We start from the raw sequence: 23570 nt of genomic DNA on the forward strand, positions 1-23570 counted from the left end.
AGGTATTAAGAGAACGTATTCATGAAAAGAAAAAATACATTGCTCAGCGCACTCGCTATTAGTATTGGACTGTCTTTAGCTTCAATTCCAGTGGTAAGTAATGCAGCCTTACCTGCTGCAATGGCCTCTCAAGAATTACCCAGTCTCTCCCCCATGCTGGAAAAAGTGCTTCCTTCTGTTGTCACGGTTCATACCTCAGGTACAGAAGTACAACAAAACCAACGGCTTCAATTACCCGACGATTTCCAGTTCTTCTTCGGGCCAGCTTTTCCCCCGCAAGAACAAAGAAGCCGCCCATTCAAGGGGCTAGGCTCAGGCGTTATTATTGATGCCAATAAAGGCTATATGTTGACCAATAATCATGTTATTGATAATGCAAATAAAATACGTGTTCAATTAAATGATGGTCGTGAATATTCAGCAAAACTCATTGGGCGTGATCCACAAACTGACATTGCACTTTTACAATTGCAAAACGCCAAAAACCTGACCGCCATTAAATTCGCTGATTCCGACAAACTGCACGTTGGAGATTACGCTGTCGCAATCGGTAACCCATTTGGATTGGGGCAAACAGTTACATCTGGCATCATTTCCGCTCTGGGTCGCAGCGGCTTGAATTTGGAAGGTTTAGAAAACTTTATCCAGACCGATGCCTCCATTAACCGTGGTAACTCCGGTGGCGCATTGATTAATCTGAAAGGGGAGTTGATCGGCATTAACACCGCTATTATCGCCCCCGGTGGCGGTAATGTCGGTATTGGTTTTGCCATCCCCGGCAATATGGCCAAGACCCTTGCAACGCAGCTTATTGAACATGGAGAAGTCAAACGCGGCATACTCGGTATCAAAGGAACTGAGATGACATCCGACATTGCCCAAGCACTCAAAGTTGAAGCACAGCAAGGAGCATTTGTCAGTGAAGTGATTCCTAAATCGGCCGCCGCGAAAGCAGGTATTAAACCAGGAGATGTGCTGGTTTCCTTTGATGGCAAAAAAATTAATAGCTTTGCTGAATTGCGAGCGAAGATTGGTACAACCGCTGTAGGCAAAGAAATCAGAATTGGCCTGCTGCGTAAAGGGAAGCCACTTGAAGTAACCGTAGCACTTGATAACAGTGATGGCAAGTCAACCAAAGCGGAAAAACTGAGTATCGCCCTGCAAGGAGCGTCCCTGAGCAATGGCACCATAAAAAATACTCAAGGCATCAAAGTGGATTCAATTACCCCGAACTCGCCTGCGGCAATGTTTGGTTTACAGAAGAATGACTTAATTGTTGGTGCCAACAATGTGCGTGTGCGGAATATCAGTGAATTACGTAAGATCACTGAAGAGAAGCCTTCCGTTATCGCCTTGAACGTTTTACGTGGTGACGATAATATTTATCTGTTACTGCGTAATTAACCTATTGAGTCTAAAGAACACAACCTACCCAATAGATTTCAAGTTGCGACACAGCCAACAAAGCAGCAACTTGCAAGGTAACAAAAAGTATAATATCCATGACAGGCACAGTATGATGCTGTGTCTGTTCACTTCTATGCTATCCTTCTTTCAATCATTTATTACTGAATAATGCCATGCTGATCAAGTTATTGCGCTCTATACTCATAGGCTTATTGATTGCAGCTATTTTGCTGGTCGCTATACCATCTCTGCGCCCCAGTGGCTTAAAAAATCTCCTGAGCGGCGGCAACAGCAGCGATAGAATATCAAGTTTCAGCAAAGCAGTGCGCCGGGCTGCCCCTGCTGTAGTTAATATTTACAGCAGTAATATGGGAAGTTTTTCCCATGAAAGCCGGGAAATTCACCCCTTGGGTTCTGGTGTCATTATGAGTGAACAGGGCTATATTCTCACTAATAGACATGTCATCAATAAAGCAGGTCCCATCATTATCGCATTACAAGATGGAAGCTTTTATGAAGCACTGCTAGTTGGTTCAGATAGCCCAACGGATCTGGCAGTCTTAAAAATCAAAGCCAAAAACCTTCCCGTGATCCCAATTAACCCTGAACGAGTCCCTCATGTGGGAGATATCGTGTTAGCCATCGGCAATCCGTACAATCTGGGACAAACTATTACACAAGGCATTATCAGCGCAACTGGGCGTGTAAGTCTTAGTCAAACACGTCGCCAGAATTTCCTGCAAACAGACGCATCAATTAATAAAGGCAACTCTGGTGGTGCTTTGGTCAATACTCAAGGAGAATTAGTTGGCATCAATACGTTGACGTTCGATAAGTCAGAATTTGGCATCACACCGGAAGGATTGGGATTTGCCATTCCAACAAAGCTAGCTACAACAATCATGCATAAATTGATCCGTGATGGACGCGTCATCAGAGGATATATAGGTATCACCTCGCAAGAGTTACTCAACATCCGCTCATCAGGAAATAACATAAATCAAATCAAAGGGGTACGTGTTTTCCAGATCAAATCAAACAGCCCTGCTGAAAAAGCGGGTATTAGAGTGGGAGATATCATTACCAGAGTTAACCACCAGCCTGCAATTTCACCAGCCGAAATGATGGATCAAGTCGCAGAAATAGCCCCAGGTAGCGTTGTGCCTGTCACTGTATTGCGCGATGGCACTTCCCTCACATTTAACGTCACAATCGATGAGTTTGATGATTACTAAAACGGACACGGCAGATCGATGAAAAAAACTCCAATTGTCTGACCTTATTCACTCCTCGCCCACACAAGACTACTAACACACGTTGGGCGAGGAGAAATATTAATTCCGTTTAATCAGAAGCCTTAATACGTTCAATATTTGCTCCAAGACCACGCAGCTTATCTTCAATGTGCTCGTAACCACGGTCAATATGATAAATACGCTCTACGATTGTCGTTCCTTCGGCAATGCAGCCAGCCAATACTAAACTGGCAGAAGCCCGCAAATCAGTCGCCATTACCTGAGCACCAGACAATTTTTCAACGCCATGACACAGTACTGTATTACTCTCAATTTCAGCCCATGCACCCATGCGAATCAATTCAGGGATATGCATGAAGCGATTTTCAAAAATGGTTTCGGTGATCATGCCTACACCATCTGCAACCATGTTCAATAAGCTGAATTGCGCCTGCATATCAGTCGGGAAACCCGGATGTGGTGCAGTACGGAATGTCACTGACTTCGGCCGCTGACCATGCATATCAAGGCTAATCCAGTCTTCACCCACTTTGATGTCTGCCCCTGCCTCACGCAGTTTGGCTAAAACAATATCCAAGGTATCTGGTTGCGCGTGACGACAAATCACCTTACCACGAGAAATTGCAGCAGCGACCAAGAAAGTGCCCGTTTCGATACGATCAGGCAGAACTCGATGAACACCGCCCCCCAAACGCTCGACCCCTTCAATCACAATGCGATTGGTGCCCGCTCCGCTGATTTTTGCTCCCAGCATATTGAGGAAATTAGCTGTATCTTCAATTTCAGGCTCACACGCGGCGTTTTCAATAATGGTTGTGCCTTCTGCCAATGTAGCTGCAGTCATGATAGTCACCGTTGCCCCAACGCTGACTTTATCCATAACAATGCTGGCACCTTTCAAGCGACCATCCACAGTGGCTTTGACATAACCTTCATCCAGTACGATTTTCGCACCAAGCTGTTCCAATCCAATAATATGAAGATCAACAGGACGAGCCCCAATAGCACAACCACCCGGTAAAGAAACTTGCCCCTGACCGAAACGCGCCACCAATGGCCCCAATGCCCAGATGGAAGCTCGCATTGTCTTGACCAGCTCATAAGGGGCACAATATTCGTTGACCCCGCTGGCATCAATAAAAACAGAACCATTACGTTCTACTTTAGTTCCCAAACGATTGAGCAGTTTGATAGTGGTATCAATGTCTTTCAATTCAGGAACATTCTGTAGTTCAACTGGCTCTTCTGCCAATAGCGCTGCGAACATAATTGGTAATGCGGCATTTTTTGCCCCGGAAATAATAACCTCTCCCGATAGGCAGGTAGGCCCTTTCACACAAAATTTATCCATCTGTCATAATTCTCTTGTTTAATTCAAAGTGTGCTGTTCACGGCGAGGCAAACAGCCTCAAAATCCCTGAAGCTTGCGGTCTCGCTGCCACTGCGTAGGAGTATAGGCTTTAATTGACAACGCATGAATACGGTTATCAGCAATGTATTCCATTAGAGGAGCGTAAACAGTCTGCTGTTGTTTAACCCGGCTCAGACCATCAAAAAGTGCACCAACAACAATAACCTGAAAATGGCTGCCATCACCGCTAACGATAACTTCATCAAGTGCCAGGTTTTCCATCAATACTTTTTTAATTTCATTAGTATCCATAAATTGCTCACATTCGTTGTTAGAAAATAACGCCCCTGTAAGTTTATGGCTTACAAGGGCGCTGATTATCAAAAAAAAGGAATTACACTTTCAGCTGATTATCGCCAAGAAGAGTTTGCAGGCCATACAACGTTATCAACGTATTTAAACGTTCACTGACGCCTGAAAATGTCAGTATCCTGTCACGTTGTTGATATTCCCCCTTTAATCGGACAAACAGAGCCAACCCCGTAGAGTCCACATGATTAAGCGAGGAAACATCAATATTGTCAATTCCCTCCAGAATACGATCTTTTTGTTGCCAAAGAGGAAGCAAACTATCACGATCCAATGTGCCTTTCAGAAACAATGTATTGCCTCTCTTTTCCCAATCAATAGTTTCCTGATTGACTTTTTCTTTACTCATCATGTTCTTTACTCATCATGCCGCTATCAAAAGTGCTTTTTCCATATCACTTTTTCTTTTCTAAAGTGATCGGGGCTTTCGCGCTGATGGTCAATTGTTCAGTCAGACCATTTATTCCTTTCTGACGCAGGATATCCACCCATTCATTCTGCTTGGTCGTGATCATGCTCACGCCTTCCGCAATCATGTCGTAAGCCTGCCAATTACCTGTTTTACTATTTTTACGCCATTGAAAATCTAAGCGAACTGGTGGTTGCCCATTAGGATCAATAATCGTGACACGAATTGCCACTATGGATTTATCACCCAATGGCTGTTCTGGTGCAATTTGGTAATTTTGTCCGTGATACATAGCCAAAGCCTGACCATATGCCTGCTCCAGATAGGATTCAAACGCCTTGAAATAAGCATCACGCTGCTCAGGTGTCGCTTGTTTGTAGTAAGGCCCCAAAACCAATGCTCCTGCATATTTGACCTGCACATAAGGCATCAACTCCTGATGCACTATTTGGCGCAAGACTTCTGGATTTGCCTGAATCTGAGGTTGTTCTTTCTTCAAACGGGTAAACGTTTTTTCAGCGGCATCCTTCATCAATAAGTAGGGATTGGTTTGATCTGCAGCGCTGGCCAATGGTGCAACCACCAACAACGCAACCATAAGTAATCGCTTAAACATAAGTGCATTTCTCCTAAGCAGTGGATTGCTGGTTAGTGTGCTTGTGCCGGTACCGAAGAGGATTTTTCCTGATTTCCGCTACTCTTATACAAGAACTGACCAATCAAATCTTCAAGTACCATCGCAGGCTTAGTATCCTCAATACGATCTCCATCTTTCAGCATGGAAGTATCTAAATCAGGGTCATCAAACCCGATATTGAGGGCAATATATTGCTCCCCCAACAGCCCTGAGGTTCGGATAGAAAGCGAACTGGTATTTGGAATATTGTCATATTGCATGAAAATATCCAATTCAACTTGCGGCGTGTAGGTTTTATGATCCAGCCAGATTCTCTGCACTCGACCAATCACAACTCCGCCAACTTTCACCGGTGAACGGACTTTCAAGCCACCGATATTACCAAAAGCAGCATATACACGATAAGTTGGCTGGCTACCGAAAGCCCGGATATCTGCAACTTTCAGACATAAAAAAATGATTGCAGCCAACGCAATCAAGATAAAAGCCCCAATCCAAATTTCATTTCTCTTGCTTTGCATCGACTTAGTTCCCAAACATCAGTGCTGTCAGCACAAAATCCAAACCCAATACCGCCAACGACGCATGTACTACCGTGCGTGTCGTCGCCCTGCTGATCCCTTCCGATGTTGGGATAGCGTCATAACCATTGAACAGTGCAATCCACGTTACCGTAATTGCAAAAGCGACACTCTTGAGAAAACAGTTGAGCAAATCTTTTTGCCATTCCACCACAGATTGCATGGACGACCAGAAAAAGCCGCCATCAATGCCTTTCCAATCGACACCGACCATTGCTCCTCCCAAAATCCCTACAGCAACAAAGATTAAGGAAAGCAAAGGCATGCTAATAAACCCAGCCCAAAAACGCGGGGCAATAACTCGGCGCAGTGGGTCAACAGCCATCATTTCCAGACTGGAAATTTGTTCCGTGGCTTTCATCAAACCAATTTCTGCGGTCAAAGCTGAACCCGCTCGCCCCGCAAACAATAGTGCTGTCACCACAGGCCCCAGTTCACGCAGCAGTGATAACGCTACCATCATGCCGAGGCTGCCTTCCGCACTAAATGTGCTCAAAACCAAATAACCCTGCAAGGCCAAAACCATGCCAATAAACAATCCTGAAACCACAATAATCAGAAGTGATTGAACACCCACGCTGTAAAGTTGCTGACGCAATAGTGCCCATTGCTTGGCAGGCTCTGGCTTACCAATGATTGCTCTAAACAACATAAAACCCGCACGGCCGAATGAAGCAGTAATCTCAATCGTACGTCGGCCTATTGCCGCCAATACCCGTGTTAATATCAACATTCCATTATCCTAATAACTCAGTTTTGTAATCCCCGGCAGGGAAACGGAAAGGTACAGGCCCGTCAGCAATACCATCAAGAAACTGCCGTACCCGTTGATCCTGATTCATTCTCAATTGATCTGGAGTACCTTCTGCGATCACTTTCTGTTCAGCCACAATATAAGCATAATCGGCAATGCTCAGTACTTCAGGTACATCATGGGAAACGACAACACACGTAACACCAAGCGCATGGTTAAGCTCATCGATCAGCTTCACCAAAACGCCCATCGTGATGGGATCTTGACCGACAAAAGGTTCATCAAACATGATTAAGTCAGGATCGAGTGCAATTGCCCTTGCTAATGCTGCTCGCCTTGCCATGCCCCCAGAGAGTTCCGATGGCATTAAATGCGCAGCACCACGCAATCCTACCGCCTCCAGCTTCATCATCACAGTTGTGTGAATCAATTCTTCAGGCAGTTGGGTATGCTCACGCAGGGGAAAAGCCACATTGTCAAAAACATTCAGATCAGTGAATAAAGCACCTGACTGAAATAACATGCTCATTTTCTTGCGGGCAGCATAAAGGCGTGGACGGGACAATGCTGGAATATTATCACCATCAAACCAGATCTCACCGCATTCAGGGCGAATTTGCCCTCCAATCAGACGCAGTAATGTGGTTTTTCCTATACCAGAAGGCCCCATAATGGCGGTAATTTTTCCTTTCGGAACGGTCAGATTAATATCAGCAAAAATCAGGCGTTGTCCCCGGGTGAAATGCATACCGCAGATCTCAATAAGATTTGCTGTTTGTTGACTCATTATTGGTAGCCCCTAACCGTTAATAGAACTGTCTTCATTTACTGTATTTAAATCAGTAATAATGCATACTACAAAAAATTGCCTAATTTGCGTTAGCAAAGTTGTGACAAATTTTACTTTTTATCGCTTGATCGTCAGAATGTATAAGTCTAGCTGAATAAACGTTCCATGTTTAAAAATCAACCATCATTAGCATTATGCTCGGAATAAATCTTATTTAAGGAACACTCTATGTTTCTGACTATTGTACTGCTCATTACTGGGTTGATTTTACTGGTATATAGTTCGGATAGATTAGTTTATGGTGCGGCCGTTTTTGCCCGTGCCATGAAGATTCCCCCTTTTATTGTCGGCTTGGTCATTATGGGAGTCGGAACCTCATTGCCAGAGCTGATGGTGTCAGTCACAGCAAGTTTAGACGGATTGCCGAATATGGCTGTGGGCAATGCAATTGGTTCCAATATTACCAACTTGCTGTTAATTGCAGGAGCGGCAGCTATCATTAGGCCAATCAGGGTAAAATCAGAAATTCTGCGGCAAGAAGTTCCCCTGATGCTGGCAATCACCGCATTTGCAGGGTATCAGCTGTCGAATGGATACCTGAGCCGTCTGGATGGTATTCTTTTAGTGCTTTCAGCCGTCTTATTTATCTCACTGATGATAAAAAAGACCGCTTTATCTCAACATAATGGTATTGATAGCTATACCCAAGAACGGAATTCAGAATTACCTGTTGAAGGCAACAAAGGCATTGCGCTTCTTTGGGTTGTCTTGGGTTTAATTATTCTTCCCATTTCCACCCGCATGGTCATTGATAATGCAACCGCTATTGCTCGTATTTATGGTGTCAGTGAACTGGTTATTGGCCTGACAATTCTTGCTGTGGGAACCAGCCTGCCTGAACTTGCTACCACCATTACTGCGGCCATAAAAGGCGAAAATGACATGGCAGTAGGCAATATGATTGGCTCGAACGTCTTCAATGTGACACTTGTTCTGGGCGTCCCCGCCATACTTTCCCCCAGCACCATTGCAGATGAAGCATTTTATCGGGATTTTTGGGTCATGATAGCAGCCAGTATACTATTCACCGTATTTTGTCTGGGAAGAAAGCATAAATTAAACCGATTGAATGGCATCTTGTTATTGGGCTGTTTTATCGCTTATTTTATCGTACTTTTTGTTTCTAATTATCACGGTACTGAGTAATTACCGATTGAATGGGAAAAGAGTGGGAAGTAAAACATGCCTAAGATCGATTTTCAGCAAGCAGGTAAGCAAGTATTACATATTGAACTCGAAGGGCTGGCTAGCCTAGAGCAATATATTAATGACGATTTCAGCCAAGCTTGTGAATTAATGTTTGACTGTGAAGGGAAAGTTATTGTGATGGGGATGGGTAAATCCGGTCATATTGGGCGAAAAATCGCTGCAACATTTGCCAGTACCGGTACGCCTTCTTTCTTTGTTCATCCTGGAGAGGCCAGCCATGGCGATCTCGGCATGGTAACATCAAAAGACATCGTTCTGGCTATTTCCAATTCGGGTGAATCAAATGAGATTCTGGCATTAATCCCTGTTCTCAAGCGACAAAAAGTCTCGCTCATCTGTATGACAAACAATCACGACAGCAGCATGGGCAAAGCCTCCGACATCCACTTGTGCATTAAAACGCCACAAGAAGCCTGTCCATTGGGGTTGGCTCCCACCACCAGCACCACCGCAACACTCGTCATGGGCGATGCATTGGCCCTTGCGCTTTTGCAAGCCCGCGGCTTTACTGCCGAAGACTTCGCCCTCTCTCATCCCGGCGGTGCACTCGGGCGTAAACTTCTGCTGCTGACCAACGATCTAATGGCCACAGGTGATGATATTCCTCATGTTTCCCGTACAGCAACGCTGCGTGAGGCTTTGGTGGAAATCACCCGCAAAAAATTGGGTATGACAGTTATCTGTGATGATGACATGCAAATCTGCGGTATTTTTACTGATGGTGATTTGCGCCGTGTTTTCGATATGGGCATTGATTTAAATAATGCAAAAATCTCCGATGTCATGACTACGGGTGGCATCCACATCAAACCGAACGCACTGGCGGTTGATGCCTTAAACCTAATGCAATCACGCCACATCACCTCACTATTGGTTACAGAAGGTAACAAATTACTTGGCGTACTACACATGCACGATCTTTTGCAGGCTGGAGTCGTATAAAGTAAGTAAACTGATATACATAAGCATGATATCAATCTCAAGAGAATTTCTTAATGAGTCAAAAAGAGTACCTGGATACCTGTTATGGCCCAGTAAACAAAGTAATTATTGAAAAAGCCCGTCAAATTCGTCTTCTGATTTGTGATGTTGATGGTGTAATGTCTGATGGGCTTATCTACATGGGCAATGAAGGCGAAGAACTGAAAGCCTTTAACGTTCGTGATGGTTATGGCATCCGTTGTTTAATCACTTCTGGTATTGAAGTTGCCATCATTACTGGCCGCAAAGCAAAATTGCTGAAAAATCGTGCAGATACACTGGGTATTACACATCTTTACCAAGGCCAAAACGATAAGGTTTTGGCGTATAAAGAACTGTTGGATAAACTAGCATTACGGTCAGAGCAAGTCGCCTATATTGGTGATGACCTTATTGACTGGCCTGTCATGGCACAAGTTGGATTATCTGTTGCAGTTGCAGATGCCCATCCATTACTGTTGCCGAAAGCAGATTATGTAACTCAGATTGCCGGCGGTCGTGGTGCAGTCAGGGAACTTTGTGATTTGGTGCTCTTCGCTCAGAATAAGCTAGAAGATGCCAAAGGGTTATCCATATAAATTAAAACTGAAAAAAGAATGAGTAAAATTCAATCCTGGCTAATCGCAATATTGGCACTGATCGCGCTTGCGCTGATTGGCTGGAATTTATCGAATGTCAATGATGATGCCTCATCACCGATCGTAGATGATGGTTATCCCACTTATCAAACAAAGGAAGCGGTCACTTTTGTCTATGATCCGACAGGTAAGCTGGCTTACAAACTGGTCGCTGACGATGTTAAAAACTATACGGAAACGAAACTGACTTGGTTTACCAACCCCGTATTGACAACATTTGACCCGAATGGCTCCCCCGGAACCCTGATAGCCACATGGGCAGTACGCGCTAATAAGGCCAAACTGACCAAAGATAACATGCTCTATCTGTATGGGGATGTCCAAGTGGATAGCCTGACCGATGCATCACAATTGCAGCGGATCACAACAGATAACGCGACTGTCAATCTCACAACACAAGATGTCGTATCCGATGACCAAGCTACTATCATTGGCGTCGGTTTAAAATCTGTTGGCATGAAAATGCGTGGCAATCTGCGAAACAAAACTGCTGAACTGATTGAAAAAGTGTCCACTCGATATGAGATTCCACATGAACAACCTAATCCGTAATACCGTTATTGCCAGTACATTGTTTGCAGTCAGCCTGCCCGCACTGGCCTTGAAAGATGATACAAAAAAACCCATTACCATCGACTCAGCAAGACAGTCTCTGGATTTAACGGGAAACATTGCCACATTTACGGATAGTGTTATCGTAAAACAAGGCACAATCGATATTCATGCAGATAAAGTCGTTGTTACCCGCCCGGAAGGTGATGCTAACAAAACAGTCGTTGAAGCTTACGGTAATCCTGCCACTTTTTACCAAATGCAGGATGATGGCAAACCTCTTAAAGGTCATGCATCAAAGATGCGCTATGAGATGGATAAAGAGCTGTTCACCCTGACAGGTAACGCCTACCTTGAACAGCTAGACAGCAATATCAAAGGCGATAAAATCACTTATCTGGTCCCAACACAACAGATGGAAGCCTTTAGTGATAAAGGTAAACACGTTACCACCGTCCTGTTACCTGCCCAACTACAGGAAAAAACCCCCAGTGCCCACGGCGCTGATACGCATAAAAAGGGTAAATAACGACTGATGACAATACAATTGTGGCAATACTAATATGGCAATATTAAACGCAGAAAATCTGGCGAAAGCATATAAAGGCCGTAAGGTCGTTGAGAATGTCAGCCTGAACGTGAAGTCAGGGGAAATTGTTGGCTTACTTGGCCCCAATGGTGCAGGTAAAACGACCACGTTCTACATGGTTGTCGGCATTGTCCCACGTGATGCCGGCTCTATCACCATTGATGAAGAAGATATCAGTCTGCTGCCCCTGCATGAACGAGCACGCCGCGGGATAGGTTACTTGCCTCAGGAAGCGTCTATCTTCCGTCGTTTGAGTGTACTCGACAATTTGATGGCTGTACTGGAGATCCGTAAAGATCTGACTCAAGAACAGAGAAAAGAACGAGCAGAAGAGTTGCTGGAAGAATTTCACATCTCCCACCTGCGTGACAGTCTTGGGCAATCACTTTCCGGTGGTGAACGCCGTCGTGTGGAAATTGCCCGTGCACTGGCTGCCAATCCTAAATTCATCCTGTTAGATGAACCTTTTGCTGGTGTTGATCCAATTTCCGTACTGGATATTAAAAAGATCATTCAGCACCTGCGGGATTACGGATTAGGTGTCCTGATTACTGACCACAATGTCCGTGAAACACTGGATGTCTGCGAACGTGCTTATATCGTCAGTCAAGGCCACTTGATTGCCCACGGAGCCCCGAATGACATCCTGAATAACGAGCAGGTCAAACGCGTCTATCTGGGTGAAGGCTTCCGCCTTTAGCTTTCATCCTTCTGTCAGGTGCGATTCAAGGAACCATTCAGGCTAGATTAAGGAGAAAGTGGTAACGCTATGAAGCAAAGTTTGCAACTCAGGCTCAGTCAGCAATTGACGATGACGCCGCAACTCCAGCAAGCCATCCGTTTGTTGCAACTATCTACGCTTGAGCTTCAGCAGGAGATTCAGCAAGCTTTGGAAAACAACCCTCTGCTTGAACAGAATGACCCACATCAGGAAGTGGAAAATCAGCCACCTTCTGATGCGGAAACTGATGTCATGGATACCCGCGAAGCACTTGAACAGAAGAATATGCCTGAAGAGTTGCCACTGGATGCCAGTTGGGATGAAATTTACACTGCTGGCACGCCTTCAGGAACCAGCAGTGATTATAGCGCTGATGACTTCCCTGTATATCAGGGGGAAACCACCCAAACACTGCAAGATTATCTCATGTGGCAGGCAAAATTGACGCCATTTACTGAAACGGACGCTGCCATCGCCACTTCAATCATTGATGCAATTGATGACACTGGATACCTGACCATTTCCATTGAAGATATCCTTGCCAGTATTGGTGATGATGAACTGACTTTGGAAGAAGTCGAAATCGTCCTTAAGCGCATACAGCACTTTGAACCGATTGGGGTTGCCGCCCGTGACTTACGCGAATGCTTGCTTATCCAGCTTTCAATGCTGCCGTCAGAGACACCTCATCTGAATGAAACCAGACTTATTGTCAGCAAGTACCTTGAACTACTGGGAAATCGGGACTTTCGTAATTTATTACGTCAGAGCAAATTAAAAGAGAGTGCCCTGAAAGGAGCAATTGATATCATTCAATCACTGGAGCCAAAACCGGGCTTGGTAGTCAATGCTGGTGAATCAGAATATGTTATTCCAGATGTATTGGTGCAGAAAGAAAATGAAAGCTGGCAAGTCAGGTTAAATACCGATAGCATTCCCCGTCTGCGAATCAACCAACATTATGCAGCACTGGGGCAACGGGCCAATAATGAAAGTGACAGCCTGTTCATACGCAATAACTTGCAAGAGGCTAAGTGGCTGATCAAAAGCCTCGAAAGCCGTAATGAAACATTATTGAAAGTCGCCAGCTGTATTGTTGAACGACAGCAAAGTTTTTTTGAATATGGTGATGAACATATGAAGCCACTGGTACTAGCTGATATCGCTTACCAAGTTGACATGCATGAGTCCACCATTTCTCGTGTGACAACACAGAAGTACCTGTATAGTCCACGAGGGATCTTTGAACTTAAATATTTTTTCTCCAGCCACGTTAATACTGATAGTGGAGGTGAAGCCTCTTCTACCGCGATACGTGCTCTGGTGAAAAAACTGGTCGCGGCAGAAAACCCGGCCAAGCCACTTAGCGACAGTAAATTGGCTAGCATACTCGCTGAACAAGGTATTCAAGTAGCTCGTCGGACTGTTGCTAAATATAGAGAGTCGTTATCCATCCCGCCTTCAAACCAACGTAAAAAATTGGTTTGAACAACACAGAGAAGGAAAACACTATGCAACTCAAAACCATGCAACTCAATGTTACAGGTCACAATATTGAAATCACAGATGCCCTTCGCAACATTGTGAACAGCAAATGCGGTAAATTGAATCAATATTTCGATAAAATTAACCTCATCCAGGTCATACTCCGGGTGGAAAAGGTGGAAAGAATCGCCGAAGCTACGGTACATGTTAATGGAGGTGAGTTGCATGCAACCGCAGAGCATGAAGACATGTATGCAGCAATTGATGTACTGGTAGATAAGCTGGCGCGTCAATTGACCAAACACAAAAGTAAATTGAGACAACATTATTAATAGCTTTCAGACAACGGGGCTATCATAAGATCATCACTGTTCTATTTATTACATTATTAATTACACCTTCTATCGCGCCATAGTTCGATCTTTCGATCTATATACTATATAGAACGCGCTATAGTCTGGTTCTAGTGCAGTGCATCAATACCAGATGGCTAATCAGTCATCTGGTATCATAAGGCCCTAAGTGAATAAAAAAATGAACAACGAAACAGATTTACCACTAAGATCAGTGCTTTTACCCCCATGTACACGCAACAACGTACCCTGCTCGAGTAAAAAGCGCGCCTTAGAGATTATCAGCGAACTAGCATCAAAACAGCTTAGAGTATCCGAAAACACCGTATTTGAGGCTATTCTTTCCCGAGAAAAAGTAGGCACAACAGGGATTGGTAACGGAATTGCGATTCCTCACGGTAAATTGGATAAAGAGAGTTCGAATGGTGCTGTTGGGGTATTTTTGCGTCTGGAGCAACCCATTAGCTTTGATGCCATCGATAATCAACCTGTTGACTTACTGTTCGCTTTATTGGTGCCCTCAGATCAGTGCCAGACCCATTTACACACACTATCATTGATTGCAAAACGCTTTGCAGATAAAAATCTTTGCCGCCGCCTGCGTTCAGCGCTGAGTGATGAAGAATTATATAAAATCATTACTGAATAATTAGCGATTACAATTGTAAACATTTAGGAGAGTCACCCCATGGTGCTAATGATAGTCAGTGGTCGTTCAGGTTCAGGGAAATCCGTCGCTCTGCGTGCACTGGAAGATATGGGCTTCTATTGCGTAGATAACCTACCGGTTGTGTTGTTGCCAGAGCTGGCAACAACACTGGCTGAACGTGATATTTCAGCTGCGGTCAGCATTGATGTCAGGAATATGCCAGAGTCGCCAGAAATTTTTGAAGAAGCGCTGACGCAATTACCTGACAATTTTTCACCGCAACTACTGTTTCTTGATGCAGATCGCAATACCCTTATCCGTCGCTACAGTGACACTCGCCGTTTGCATCCACTTTCCAGCAAAAATCTGTCACTGGAAAGTGCAATTGATCAAGAAAGCGATCTACTTGAACCACTGCGTTCACGCGCTGATCTGATCATCGACACATCTGAAATGTCCGTTCATGAGCTGGCAGAAATGCTCAGGACGCGTTTACTGGGCAAACGTGAACGGGAATTAACTATGGTGTTTGAATCCTTTGGCTTCAAACATGGCATCCCAATTGACGCAGATTATGTTTTCGACGTGCGTTTCCTGCCAAATCCTCACTGGGATCCGAAACTACGCCCAATGACAGGCTTGGATCGTCCCGTAGCAGCATTTTTAGATCGTCATACAGAAGTTCATAACTTCATTTACCAGACTCGTAGCTATCTTGAACTTTGGCTACCCATGCTGGAAACCAATAATCGTAGCTACCTGACCGTCGCCATTGGTTGCACAGGCGGCAAACACCGTTCAGTCTATGTTGCAGAACAGTTGGCAGATTATTTTCGTTCTCGTGGCAAAAACGTGCAGTCACGTCATCGCACACTGGAAAAACGTAAATAACACAGTTATAAATAATACAATTATAAATCGTATAATTCATAGCAATCGACAATAGCAACCGGTAAAGCGAAGCATGACAATCAAACAACAGCTTGAAATTAAAAATCGGCTTGGAATGCATGCCCGACCTGCGATGAAACTGCATGACCTTGTACTACAGTTTCAATCGCAGGTCATTCTGCGCAACAGAAATAATATCCAAGCAGAAGCCCACAGCGTTATTGCCATGCTGATGCTGGACTCAGAACAAGGCAGCCATATTGATGTTGAAGTCAGTGGGCCAGATGAACAGCAAGCATTGGTAGCTATTGTTAATTTGTTCAATTCCGGCTTTAACGAAGAATAAAATCTTTTCTTTTTTATCGGTCACGTATTCAATCCGTTGATTTATGTTAAACATAGTATTCACTAAACATAGTATTCACGTTCAATAAAAGTACCGATGACTTTATCATGCATTTCCAGTGACTTTGAATAACCCAACGTCTTACGATTGAGTCGCTTAAGTCGGTTTCGCAATGTCAAATTCTCCCGCTCAATACGTTGAGTGAAGGTTTTTCCGACAAGATGCTGGCTTTTTGGTAATAGATTGTAAGCCTTGAAATTATCGGTACACCAGAAAACAACATTGAACGAAGCCAGTTTTTTGAGGAGTTTCTTGAGTGTTTTTTTACTTCTCGCTCCAAACGTATGGGCAATGATACGCTTTAGACGAGGTTCCCAAGCAGACCATAACCAACGTTGGCATTTTTTATTCCCGATAAATGACCATACTTCATCAACTTCACAAATGAGCTGAACGTTGACATTATCCAGTGGGAGTGTCGTTACACATCGTGGTTTAAGTTTTTTAAAACACGGACAACAGCATTGATACTGATATGTAATGCACGGGCCGTATCACGGATACCCGCATTATTCATGGCAAGATCAACAATTTGTTCTTTTATACCCGCTTGGCACGCGCGATAGGCATAATCCAATTGGAAGGTTCGCTTGCAGGAAAAACAGCGGTAGCGTTGGTGCCCTGCCTCACCTTTGCCATACTTTTTGACGAATTCAGTTTGCTGACAAAATCGACATTTTACTTCAACAGTCGCCATGTGGTTTCTCCGAAAAAATGACGATTATACACAACCATCAACAGGTTGAATACGTGACCAAAAGAGCATATTAACACCTTAACCAATAAATTAAGTTTATAATAATGTCTATTTACAAATAGTCTCCCCATTACAATTAAAATTACCCCAATAACATTTAACCATATGAAATTATTTAAAAAATATTTATCATCAAGAGGTATTTATACACTGATTATTATATAAACAGATCCGAAACTGGAGACCTACTTCATGAATTTTAATAAGACCGCACTCGCTGTCGTTCTTGGCCTGACTCTATTCCAAGGAGCAGCTCAAGCAGCACCTGAACTCTCTTTAGATAACACTCACGCAGAAAGTGTTGCAGCAACCAATAATGCTTGGGTTGAAGTCAATACCACGACTTTCGAAAATAATATCCACACACTGCAAAAAAAACTGAATAAAGACACCAAAATGTGTGCGATTCTGAAAGGTGATGCTTATGGTCATGGTATCAACCTACTGATGCCATCTATCATTAAAACTGGCGTGTCTTGTGTAGGTATCACCAGTAATGAAGAAGCTCGCATCGTACGTGAAAGCGGTTTTAAAGGGCAACTGATGCGTGTCCGCGCAGCCGATGTGAGCGAAATCGAAAGCACACTGAGCTATGACATGGAAGAGATGATAGGTGATCTGAATCACGCTAAGGCCATTGATGCCTTGGCCAAAAAACACGGTAAAAAAATTAGCGTCCATCTGATGCTGAACACAGGCCTCATGAGCCGCAATGGATTGGAAATGAAAACAGAGCAAGGCAAACAAGAAGCTCTGAAAATCATTCAATTACCGAACCTGAAACTGGTCGGCATGATGAGCCACCATGCATTCACCGATTTGAATACAATTCGTGACAGTATTAAAAACTTCAAAGAACAAACTTCTTGGTTGATCAAAACTGCCAACCTGGAAAGAGATGAAATCACTCTGCACGCATCAAGCTCTTTTGCATCAATGAGCATCCCAGAAGCACAATTCGACATGGCACGCGTGGGTAGCGCCCTGTATGGCGTTCTACCCAACAGCCATCCAGAATTCAAGCCACTGATTGAAGTAAAAACCCGTGTTGCTTCCGTTAAACCATATCCTAAAGGTAATGGTATCAGCTATGACAACACTTACATCCTGAAACGTGATTCCAAACTCGCTAACCTGCCAGTTGGTTTCTCTGATGGTTTAACCTCCAGAATGTCAAACAAAGCCTATGTTTTGATCAACGGTCACCGTGCGCCAATTGTGGGCAGCATTTCCATGAATACTACTATGGTAGATGTTACTGACCTGCCTGACGTGAAGGCTGGCGACGAAGTGGTGATCTTCGGTAAACAAGGCAACGACGAAATTACTCAGTCTGATGTCCAGAAATGGAGCGATATGCACGTTGTTGAATTATCTTCCATTTGGGGAGAAACCAACCCTAAAATTGCTGTTACAGGACTCTAATCAGCAGCCCCAATGATATCTGGTTATTTCTTCTAACCTGTGTTGATGAACCTTATTTCATTAACAACACAAAACAGTTCGTGATCATGATCTCTTTATTTTCACGGCAGAACAGCCTAATATCATTTTAATCACTTTGAAAATAACACCCCCTTCTTGCGATGCGGGGTGTTATTTTGTATTGAGCCTAATTTGGAGTGTGGTATGAAAAAACCTAAAATCATTATTAATGAACTGGATGCTGAGCGTTTAGACTCTCTGTTAGAACAACCTGCATTTGCGAATACCAGTATTGCGGATGCTTTGAACAAGGAGTTGGATAGAGCTGAAATAGTGGCTCCGGTAGATATTCCTGCCGATGTTGTCACAATGAACAGTGAAATTCGTTTTATTGATCTGAGTAGCAATGAAGAACGTATTCGTACACTAGTCTATCCTGCTGCCCTGCAAGACAGCACCAAACATCTGTCAGTCATGGCTCCTTTGGGTGCAGCTCTTCTGGGTCTGCGGGTAGATGATGAAATAACATGGGAATTGCCAAACGGTGAAAAAACACGCATAAAAGTATTGGAAATACTTTACCAACCAGAAGCCGCTGGTGAATATCACCGCTGATTTCCAGCCAGCTCAGTTAACCGAACTGGCTGCTGTTGATTGAGTATCCCTATTGACCGGCGATACTCATTTCCGGCAGTAACACCGAACCACACTGAATATTGCTGCGTGTTTCGATATCATTACCAATTGTCACCATATTTGCCCACATATCTTTCAAATTGCCTGCAATGGTGATCTCACTGACCGGATATTGGATCTCGCCATTCTCGACCCAAAAACCGGATGCACCACGAGAATAATCACCAGTAACAGCGCTAACGCCCTGTCCCATCAACTCAGTGACGATCAGGCCAGTTCCCATCTCACGCAACAAACCAGCAAAATCCAGACCTTGACCTGCAATGTGCCAATTATGAATTCCACCGGCATGGCCTGTGTTTATCATTCCCAACTTACGGGCAGAATAGGAAGTCAGCAGCCAAGTCTGCAAAATACCATCTTTAACAATATCACGTGGTATTGTGCGTACACCTTCACTATCAAATGGCGTTGAAGCCAATCCACACAGTAAATGAGGATGCTCTTCAATCGTCAGCCATGAAGGTAAGATCTGTTTGCCCAGACTATCCAACAAAAAAGAAGATTTACGATAAATGCTGCTACCACTGATCGCGCCAACCAAATGCCCGAACAACCCAGTAGCCACTTCCGCAGAAAAGATAACAGGCGCTTTCATCGTTGATAGCTTACGCGCTCCCAGACGGGAAAGCGTACGGCGAGCACACTCTTGTCCAACCCATTCAGGTGATTGCAACTCGTCAAAATGGCGACCCACGGTATAGGCATAATCGCGTTCCATAGTGCCATCTTGCTCGGCAATCACACAGCTTGACATAGAATGACGGCTTGAGCTGTAACTTTGCAGCATACCATGACTATTACCAAATACCCGAATACCATAATGGCTGTTAAAACTTCCGCCTTCAGTATTGGTAATACGTTCATCTGCCTGCAATGACGCTTGTTCAGCACGGGCAGCCAAAGCAATGGCTTTATCTGCATCCAGATCAGCAGGATGGAAAAGATCCAGATCAGGTGCTTCAAATGCCAATAACTCTTTATCCGCCGGGCCTGCATAAGGATCAGGAGAAGTATAACGAGCAATATCAATAGCGGCCTGCACAGTACGAGCAATCGCTTCAGGGCTGAGATCCGTAGAAGAAGCACTCCCTTTGCGCTGCTGGTGATAAACCGTGATCCCCAATGCGCCATCGCTGTTAAACTCAACATTTTCGACTTCACTGAAACGGGTGCTGACGCTAATTCCCGTGGTTTTATTAACCGCAACTTCCGCAGCATCACAACCTGCTTTCGCTAATTCCAGAGCATGGGCAACCGCATCTTCCAACGTTTTACGCTGTTCTACGATTTGTTGATTAGTGACTATCATTAATTAACCGTAATCCAATGAATTAAAAAGAGAATTAGTCAGAAAAAATGCCTACTTTCGGTTCATGACACGAATGCCGAGGTGGTAATCAGGCAATTTTCCCAGTTACAATACACAATATTAGGATGTTAACACCCACCGGACGATAGGTCATGCTCCAAAACGCACCTTATCCGGCCTTTTTAGAAGGAAAACGATTATGGCAAAGCAGCCTGAAGATTGGCTCGACAATTATCCTGCTGAAGAGGAAGAAGAAGAGATAATTTGGGTCAGTAAAAGTGAAATTAAGCGGGATGCTGAAATACTGAAAAAGTTGGGGGCTGAGCTGGTTGAACTCAGTAAAAACCAACTGGAGCGAATTCCTCTGGATGAAGATCTGCTGGCCGCCATTGAGCTGGCACAGAAAATCAGACGTGAAGGACGTCGCCGTCAATTGCAGTTAATTGGTAAATTATTGCGTGCCCGCGATCCTGAACCAATCACCACTGCATTGGATAAACTGAAAAACCGTCACAACCAGCAAACCGTTATTTTACATAAACTGGAAGAACTGCGTGACAAACTGGTTGAAAGCGATGATGCCTTTGAAGAAGTCGTAGCTCTGTATCCACATACTGATCGCCAGCAACTTCGTTCACTAGTTCGTAATGCTAAAAAAGAGAAGGCAGCTAACAAGCCACCTAAATCCTACCGTCAGATTTTTCAATATTTGAAAGAACTATCGGAATCAGCTTAGTATTCCCTTACCGCCATTTCATATTAAGAATTGGCGGTAATGTCTTTCTATCCCTTCTTTTTCATTATATTAACCAGCCTCAATTAACATTTTGAATCAAATGTTACAGCCCGGTAATGAAATATAAGATAACCTTATTTTCTTTGATTATCTCCATCCTGTTTCCCTACATTACGAAGAATTTATCTAAAGGATATCTCAAATGCTGTTAATTGTTATTCCTGATGATTATCAATATGTTACAAAACAAATTCAGGCCTTATATCAGAACAGTTACTAAAAGTTGTTATGATATTTTATTTCGAAAATGCATTTGAAAATATTGAGAAATATTTTTCTGGTGATGAAAGTCATGTAGTTAATAAATAGAAAATCCCGCTATACCAAATAAATTTTAATTATCCAAAGAGACTCCCCGTTAAAAAACGGGGAGTCTCAACATAAAGAAAAATTCAATCGAGTACATTAAATGTAAGCTTTTAGATTTTGGTAAAACTTTTGTAGTCATTGACCGTTAGATAAACAAGGCCATCATTAGAATAGACCAATCTGGCTTTGCCTCTTTGACCACACCGATAATCCACATCTGCTTCAAACCATATACGACCAGGCTTTTGCGGCAATTTATTATCACTGTTGACGTACTGATCACCGCCAATTGCCTTGCCCGGCGCTACGTCACATAAATTTCTTTTATTGGGCTCCCAACCAAGGTGGCGAGCTTTTTTTTCAGAATGTAATAGGGCGGCAGTTTGTGATGTTTATGGATGTAGAACGCAACAGAAGCGTGTTCCGTCAGAGACTCAATTCGTTTGGAAGCTTGATCTGAAGGCTTAGCTAAAGAAACTGTGCCTTGTAAAGGCTTATCTGAAGAAACAGTGTCTTGCTTCGTAGTACCTGTGCCACCTGTACCTTTGCTAGCTGTATTCAATGTACTTACGTTACCTGTGCTTACGATACTAGGAGCAAATCCTCCTTTGCGAAAGGCGAAATACACTATGGCCAAAACCAATAATACAACCAAAATTGATACTACAGAAACTGATGTGCCTTTTTTCATGATGACCTCAAACTATATGATTATATCTATTGAGTTTAATTAATCATCAAGCTGTCCCACCTACGGTCAGGTTGTCTAACTTCAAGGTTGGTTGCCCAACCCCAACTGGTACACTTTGTCCCTCTTTACCACAGACACCTACACCTTTGTCGAGAGCCAGATCATTTCCTATCATCGAAATTTGCTGCATAGCTTCAATACCAGAACCAATTAAAGTCGCACCTTTTACTGGTTTGGTAATTTTACCGTTTTCAATTAAATAGGCCTCACTTGTTGAAAAAACAAATTTACCGGATGTGATATCTACCTGCCCACCACCAAAATTTGGTGCATATAGGCCACTATCAACACTAGCGATTATTTCATCCGGTGTGAAGTTTCCTTTCAGCATGTATGTATTAGTCATACGGGGCATTGGCAAATGTGCGTAAGATTCACGGCGGCCGTTACCCGTCGGAGCCACACCCATCAAGCGGGCATTGAGTTTATCCTGCATGTAACCTTTCAAAATGCCATTTTCAATCAGCACATTGTATTGCCCCGGAACACCTTCATCATCAATAGCCAGTGAACCACGGCGCCCTTCAATCGTGCCATCATCAACCACAGTACATAACTCTGAAGCCACTTTTTGCCCAATCTGGCCAGAGAAAACAGAAGTACCACGACGGTTGAAGTCTCCTTCCAGACCGTGCCCTACCGCTTCATGCAGCAGAACGCCCGGCCACCCAGCCCCCAAGACGACTGGCATTGCGCCAGCAGGTGCAGCAACAGCTGACAAGTTGATCAGTGCCATGCGAACCGCTTCACGAGCAAACTGCTCTGCCAAAATTTGGCCATCTTCAGTGCGCAGGAAGTATTCATAACCATAACGAGCACCACCGCCACTGGCACCGCGCTCACGCTTACCATCCTCTTCCACTAATACACTTACAGAAAGACGCACCAATGGGCGGATATCTGCTGCCAATGTACCATCTGTTGCGGCCACCAGCACCTGCTCATAAACACCTGTTAAGCTGGCGTTTACTTCCTGAACTCTGGGATCTTCCGCTCGTGCTATTTGATCAACTCGATGCAACAAAGCAATTTTTTCTTCCCGGCTCATGCTCTGCAAAGGATTAATTGCTGGATAAAGTGCCTTATGTGTCACTGCACCTAATGTATGCGAAATGCCATTACCAGCTTCTCGTACGATGCTGCGCGCAGCCTGGGCACTTTGCTGTAACGCATTTAATGTGATTTGATCTGCGTAAGCAAAACCCGTTTTCTCTCCACTGATCGCACGAACGCCCACACCTTGATCAATGTTATAAGAGCCATCTTTGATGATGCTGTCTTCCAATACCCATGTTTCATGATAACTGGATTGGAAATAGAGATCGGCATAGTCCAGACGGCGTTCCGACAATTGCCCCAGAACAGAAAATAAGTCTTGATGATTCAAATTATTAGCCGTCAGTAAATATTCACTGACATAAGGTAAACTCATATTG

At 43.9% G+C, this 23570-nt stretch carries 27 protein-coding genes and 1 pseudogene; 16 read left to right on the top strand and 12 right to left on the bottom strand.

Going from position 1 to position 23570, the window contains the following annotated elements; all coding sequences use genetic code 11:
• The first annotated feature begins 21 nt into the window (after positions 1-21).
• Together BM135_RS04535 and degS are read left to right on the top strand one after the other, a co-directional pair.
• Positions 22-1404, top strand: coding sequence for a Do family serine endopeptidase (locus tag BM135_RS04535; RefSeq protein WP_092518266.1), 1383 nt, complete (start codon positions 22-24; stop codon positions 1402-1404).
• A 176-nt stretch (positions 1405-1580) separates the two neighbouring features.
• Positions 1581-2642 carry an outer membrane-stress sensor serine endopeptidase DegS gene (gene degS, locus BM135_RS04540; protein ID WP_092518268.1) on the top strand — a complete coding sequence of 354 codons (1062 nt, stop codon included), beginning with the start codon at positions 1581-1583 and terminating at the stop codon, positions 2640-2642.
• Positions 2643-2751: 109 nt separating this feature from the next.
• On the opposite strand, the gene murA is transcribed toward degS, so the two are convergent.
• The 7 genes from murA to mlaF form a co-directional block, all read right to left on the bottom strand.
• Positions 2752-4014, bottom strand: a complete 1263-nt coding sequence (gene murA / locus BM135_RS04545) for a UDP-N-acetylglucosamine 1-carboxyvinyltransferase (RefSeq protein WP_092518282.1) — start codon at positions 4012-4014, stop codon at positions 2752-2754.
• 57 nt (positions 4015-4071) lie between these two features.
• Positions 4072-4326, bottom strand: coding sequence for a BolA family iron metabolism protein IbaG (gene ibaG, locus BM135_RS04550; protein WP_092518284.1), 255 nt, complete (start codon positions 4324-4326; stop codon positions 4072-4074).
• 82 nt (positions 4327-4408) lie between these two features.
• The gene (gene mlaB, locus BM135_RS04555) at positions 4409-4735 is read right to left on the bottom strand and encodes a lipid asymmetry maintenance protein MlaB (RefSeq protein ID WP_422646123.1); all 327 of its coding nucleotides are present in this window, start codon (positions 4733-4735) and stop codon (positions 4409-4411) included.
• Positions 4736-4778: 43 nt separating this feature from the next.
• Positions 4779-5408 carry a phospholipid-binding protein MlaC gene (mlaC, locus tag BM135_RS04560; protein ID WP_092518286.1) on the bottom strand — a complete coding sequence of 210 codons (630 nt, stop codon included), beginning with the start codon at positions 5406-5408 and terminating at the stop codon, positions 4779-4781.
• Between the two features lie 32 nt (positions 5409-5440).
• Positions 5441-5950 carry an outer membrane lipid asymmetry maintenance protein MlaD gene (mlaD, locus tag BM135_RS04565; RefSeq protein ID WP_092518288.1) on the bottom strand — a complete coding sequence of 170 codons (510 nt, stop codon included), beginning with the start codon at positions 5948-5950 and terminating at the stop codon, positions 5441-5443.
• 4 nt (positions 5951-5954) lie between these two features.
• Positions 5955-6743, bottom strand: a complete 789-nt coding sequence (mlaE, locus tag BM135_RS04570) for a lipid asymmetry maintenance ABC transporter permease subunit MlaE (RefSeq protein ID WP_422646124.1) — start codon at positions 6741-6743, stop codon at positions 5955-5957.
• Between the two features lie 4 nt (positions 6744-6747).
• The gene (gene mlaF / locus BM135_RS04575) at positions 6748-7551 is read right to left on the bottom strand and encodes a phospholipid ABC transporter ATP-binding protein MlaF (protein WP_092518290.1); all 804 of its coding nucleotides are present in this window, start codon (positions 7549-7551) and stop codon (positions 6748-6750) included.
• A gap of 231 nt (positions 7552-7782) precedes the next feature.
• Here mlaF and BM135_RS04580 point away from each other — a divergent pair, with 231 nt between their 5' ends.
• From BM135_RS04580 to npr, 11 genes are all read left to right on the top strand, one after another.
• The gene (locus tag BM135_RS04580) at positions 7783-8760 is read left to right on the top strand and encodes a calcium/sodium antiporter (RefSeq protein ID WP_092518292.1); all 978 of its coding nucleotides are present in this window, start codon (positions 7783-7785) and stop codon (positions 8758-8760) included.
• Between the two features lie 36 nt (positions 8761-8796).
• Positions 8797-9765, top strand: coding sequence for an arabinose-5-phosphate isomerase KdsD (kdsD, locus tag BM135_RS04585; RefSeq protein ID WP_092518294.1), 969 nt, complete (start codon positions 8797-8799; stop codon positions 9763-9765).
• A 53-nt stretch (positions 9766-9818) separates the two neighbouring features.
• On the top strand, positions 9819-10382 hold the full coding sequence (gene kdsC, locus BM135_RS04590; RefSeq protein WP_092518296.1) for a 3-deoxy-manno-octulosonate-8-phosphatase KdsC: 564 nt from the start codon (positions 9819-9821) through the stop codon (positions 10380-10382).
• Positions 10383-10400: 18 nt separating this feature from the next.
• Positions 10401-10994, top strand: coding sequence for an LPS export ABC transporter periplasmic protein LptC (gene lptC / locus BM135_RS04595; protein WP_092518299.1), 594 nt, complete (start codon positions 10401-10403; stop codon positions 10992-10994).
• Positions 10975-11523 (top strand): lipopolysaccharide ABC transporter substrate-binding protein LptA, encoded by a 549-nt coding sequence (gene lptA, locus BM135_RS04600; RefSeq protein ID WP_092518301.1) that lies wholly within the window; start codon positions 10975-10977, stop codon positions 11521-11523. The genes lptC and lptA overlap by 20 nt, the downstream gene beginning before the upstream one ends.
• A gap of 34 nt (positions 11524-11557) precedes the next feature.
• Positions 11558-12283 (top strand): LPS export ABC transporter ATP-binding protein, encoded by a 726-nt coding sequence (lptB, locus tag BM135_RS04605; RefSeq protein WP_092518303.1) that lies wholly within the window; start codon positions 11558-11560, stop codon positions 12281-12283.
• A 69-nt stretch (positions 12284-12352) separates the two neighbouring features.
• A complete protein-coding gene (rpoN, locus tag BM135_RS04610; protein WP_092518305.1) occupies positions 12353-13792 on the top strand; it encodes an RNA polymerase factor sigma-54 in 1440 nt (479 codons plus the stop codon).
• Between the two features lie 38 nt (positions 13793-13830).
• A complete protein-coding gene (gene hpf, locus BM135_RS04615; RefSeq protein ID WP_092518435.1) occupies positions 13831-14121 on the top strand; it encodes a ribosome hibernation promoting factor in 291 nt (96 codons plus the stop codon).
• Between the two features lie 202 nt (positions 14122-14323).
• Positions 14324-14791: a PTS IIA-like nitrogen regulatory protein PtsN gene (gene ptsN / locus BM135_RS04620; RefSeq protein WP_092518307.1), complete on the top strand. Its 468-nt coding sequence runs from the start codon at positions 14324-14326 to the stop codon at positions 14789-14791.
• Between the two features lie 39 nt (positions 14792-14830).
• Positions 14831-15682, top strand: coding sequence for an RNase adapter RapZ (gene rapZ, locus BM135_RS04625; RefSeq protein WP_092518309.1), 852 nt, complete (start codon positions 14831-14833; stop codon positions 15680-15682).
• Positions 15683-15755: 73 nt separating this feature from the next.
• Positions 15756-16028, top strand: a complete 273-nt coding sequence (gene npr, locus BM135_RS04630; protein ID WP_092518311.1) for a PTS phosphocarrier protein NPr — start codon at positions 15756-15758, stop codon at positions 16026-16028.
• A gap of 62 nt (positions 16029-16090) precedes the next feature.
• Here npr and BM135_RS04635 read toward each other — a convergent pair.
• Positions 16091-16785 (bottom strand): IS1 family transposase gene (locus tag BM135_RS04635; RefSeq protein ID WP_092518313.1). Its coding sequence is split into 2 segments (ribosomal slippage): positions 16091-16539 and positions 16539-16785, totalling 696 coding nucleotides; the frame shifts between segments, so codons are not numbered across the junction.
• 252 nt (positions 16786-17037) lie between these two features.
• On the opposite strand from BM135_RS04635, the gene alr reads away from it, so the two are divergent.
• Positions 17038-18270, top strand: a complete 1233-nt coding sequence (gene alr, locus BM135_RS04640; protein WP_092518315.1) for an alanine racemase — start codon at positions 17038-17040, stop codon at positions 18268-18270.
• Between the two features lie 204 nt (positions 18271-18474).
• The gene (gene rnk / locus BM135_RS04645; protein WP_092518317.1) at positions 18475-18885 is read left to right on the top strand and encodes a nucleoside diphosphate kinase regulator; all 411 of its coding nucleotides are present in this window, start codon (positions 18475-18477) and stop codon (positions 18883-18885) included.
• A gap of 49 nt (positions 18886-18934) precedes the next feature.
• On the opposite strand, the gene pmbA is transcribed toward rnk, so the two are convergent.
• Entirely contained in the window at positions 18935-20278 is a 1344-nt protein-coding gene (gene pmbA / locus BM135_RS04650; RefSeq protein WP_092518327.1) for a metalloprotease PmbA, read from the bottom strand.
• A 199-nt stretch (positions 20279-20477) separates the two neighbouring features.
• Here pmbA and yjgA point away from each other — a divergent pair, with 199 nt between their 5' ends.
• Positions 20478-21014 (top strand): ribosome biogenesis factor YjgA, encoded by a 537-nt coding sequence (yjgA, locus tag BM135_RS04655; RefSeq protein ID WP_092518329.1) that lies wholly within the window; start codon positions 20478-20480, stop codon positions 21012-21014.
• Positions 21015-21493: 479 nt separating this feature from the next.
• Here the strand turns inward: yjgA and BM135_RS17895 are convergent.
• The 3 genes and pseudogenes from BM135_RS17895 to tldD form a co-directional block, all read right to left on the bottom strand.
• Positions 21494-21685, bottom strand: a pseudogene (locus BM135_RS17895) (ribonuclease domain-containing protein); the annotation flags it as partial.
• Positions 21686-21687: 2 nt separating this feature from the next.
• Positions 21688-22074 (bottom strand): hypothetical protein, encoded by a 387-nt coding sequence (locus BM135_RS04665; RefSeq protein ID WP_092518333.1) that lies wholly within the window; start codon positions 22072-22074, stop codon positions 21688-21690.
• 46 nt (positions 22075-22120) lie between these two features.
• Complete coding sequence (gene tldD, locus BM135_RS04670; protein ID WP_092518334.1) at positions 22121-23566, bottom strand: metalloprotease TldD; 1446 nt, start codon at positions 23564-23566, stop codon at positions 22121-22123.
• Between the last annotated feature and the right edge of the window lie 4 nt (positions 23567-23570).

It is taken from the genome of Xenorhabdus japonica (assembly GCF_900115195.1).
GTDB lineage: Bacteria > Pseudomonadota > Gammaproteobacteria > Enterobacterales > Enterobacteriaceae > Xenorhabdus > Xenorhabdus japonica.

Bases quoted from the DNA above. Each gene is read 5' to 3' on its own strand.
- mlaC (WP_092518286.1), bottom strand. From the start codon at position 5,408: ATGTTTAAGCGATTACTTATGGTTGCGTTGTTGGTGGTTGCACCATTG.
- rpoN (WP_092518305.1), top strand. From the start codon at position 12,353: ATGAAGCAAAGTTTGCAACTCAGGCTCAGTCAGCAATTGACGATGACG.
- alr (WP_092518315.1), top strand. From the start codon at position 17,038: ATGAATTTTAATAAGACCGCACTCGCTGTCGTTCTTGGCCTGACTCTA.
- lptB (WP_092518303.1), top strand. From the start codon at position 11,558: ATGGCAATATTAAACGCAGAAAATCTGGCGAAAGCATATAAAGGCCGT.
- lptA (WP_092518301.1), top strand. From the start codon at position 10,975: ATGAACAACCTAATCCGTAATACCGTTATTGCCAGTACATTGTTTGCA.
- kdsD (WP_092518294.1), top strand. From the start codon at position 8,797: ATGCCTAAGATCGATTTTCAGCAAGCAGGTAAGCAAGTATTACATATT.
- mlaD (WP_092518288.1), bottom strand. From the start codon at position 5,950: ATGCAAAGCAAGAGAAATGAAATTTGGATTGGGGCTTTTATCTTGATT.
- tldD (WP_092518334.1), bottom strand. From the start codon at position 23,566: ATGAGTTTACCTTATGTCAGTGAATATTTACTGACGGCTAATAATTTG.
- ptsN (WP_092518307.1), top strand. From the start codon at position 14,324: ATGAACAACGAAACAGATTTACCACTAAGATCAGTGCTTTTACCCCCA.
- npr (WP_092518311.1), top strand. From the start codon at position 15,756: ATGACAATCAAACAACAGCTTGAAATTAAAAATCGGCTTGGAATGCAT.
- rapZ (WP_092518309.1), top strand. From the start codon at position 14,831: ATGGTGCTAATGATAGTCAGTGGTCGTTCAGGTTCAGGGAAATCCGTC.
- mlaF (WP_092518290.1), bottom strand. From the start codon at position 7,551: ATGAGTCAACAAACAGCAAATCTTATTGAGATCTGCGGTATGCATTTC.
- degS (WP_092518268.1), top strand. From the start codon at position 1,581: ATGCTGATCAAGTTATTGCGCTCTATACTCATAGGCTTATTGATTGCA.
- pmbA (WP_092518327.1), bottom strand. From the start codon at position 20,278: ATGATAGTCACTAATCAACAAATCGTAGAACAGCGTAAAACGTTGGAA.
- yjgA (WP_092518329.1), top strand. From the start codon at position 20,478: ATGGCAAAGCAGCCTGAAGATTGGCTCGACAATTATCCTGCTGAAGAG.
- BM135_RS04665 (WP_092518333.1), bottom strand. From the start codon at position 22,074: ATGAAAAAAGGCACATCAGTTTCTGTAGTATCAATTTTGGTTGTATTA.
- kdsC (WP_092518296.1), top strand. From the start codon at position 9,819: ATGAGTCAAAAAGAGTACCTGGATACCTGTTATGGCCCAGTAAACAAA.
- mlaB (WP_422646123.1), bottom strand. From the start codon at position 4,735: ATGATGAGTAAAGAAAAAGTCAATCAGGAAACTATTGATTGGGAAAAG.
- mlaE (WP_422646124.1), bottom strand. From the start codon at position 6,743: ATGTTGATATTAACACGGGTATTGGCGGCAATAGGCCGACGTACGATT.
- lptC (WP_092518299.1), top strand. From the start codon at position 10,401: ATGAGTAAAATTCAATCCTGGCTAATCGCAATATTGGCACTGATCGCG.
- BM135_RS04535 (WP_092518266.1), top strand. From the start codon at position 22: ATGAAAAGAAAAAATACATTGCTCAGCGCACTCGCTATTAGTATTGGA.
- hpf (WP_092518435.1), top strand. From the start codon at position 13,831: ATGCAACTCAATGTTACAGGTCACAATATTGAAATCACAGATGCCCTT.
- BM135_RS04580 (WP_092518292.1), top strand. From the start codon at position 7,783: ATGTTTCTGACTATTGTACTGCTCATTACTGGGTTGATTTTACTGGTA.
- ibaG (WP_092518284.1), bottom strand. From the start codon at position 4,326: ATGGATACTAATGAAATTAAAAAAGTATTGATGGAAAACCTGGCACTT.
- rnk (WP_092518317.1), top strand. From the start codon at position 18,475: ATGAAAAAACCTAAAATCATTATTAATGAACTGGATGCTGAGCGTTTA.
- murA (WP_092518282.1), bottom strand. From the start codon at position 4,014: ATGGATAAATTTTGTGTGAAAGGGCCTACCTGCCTATCGGGAGAGGTT.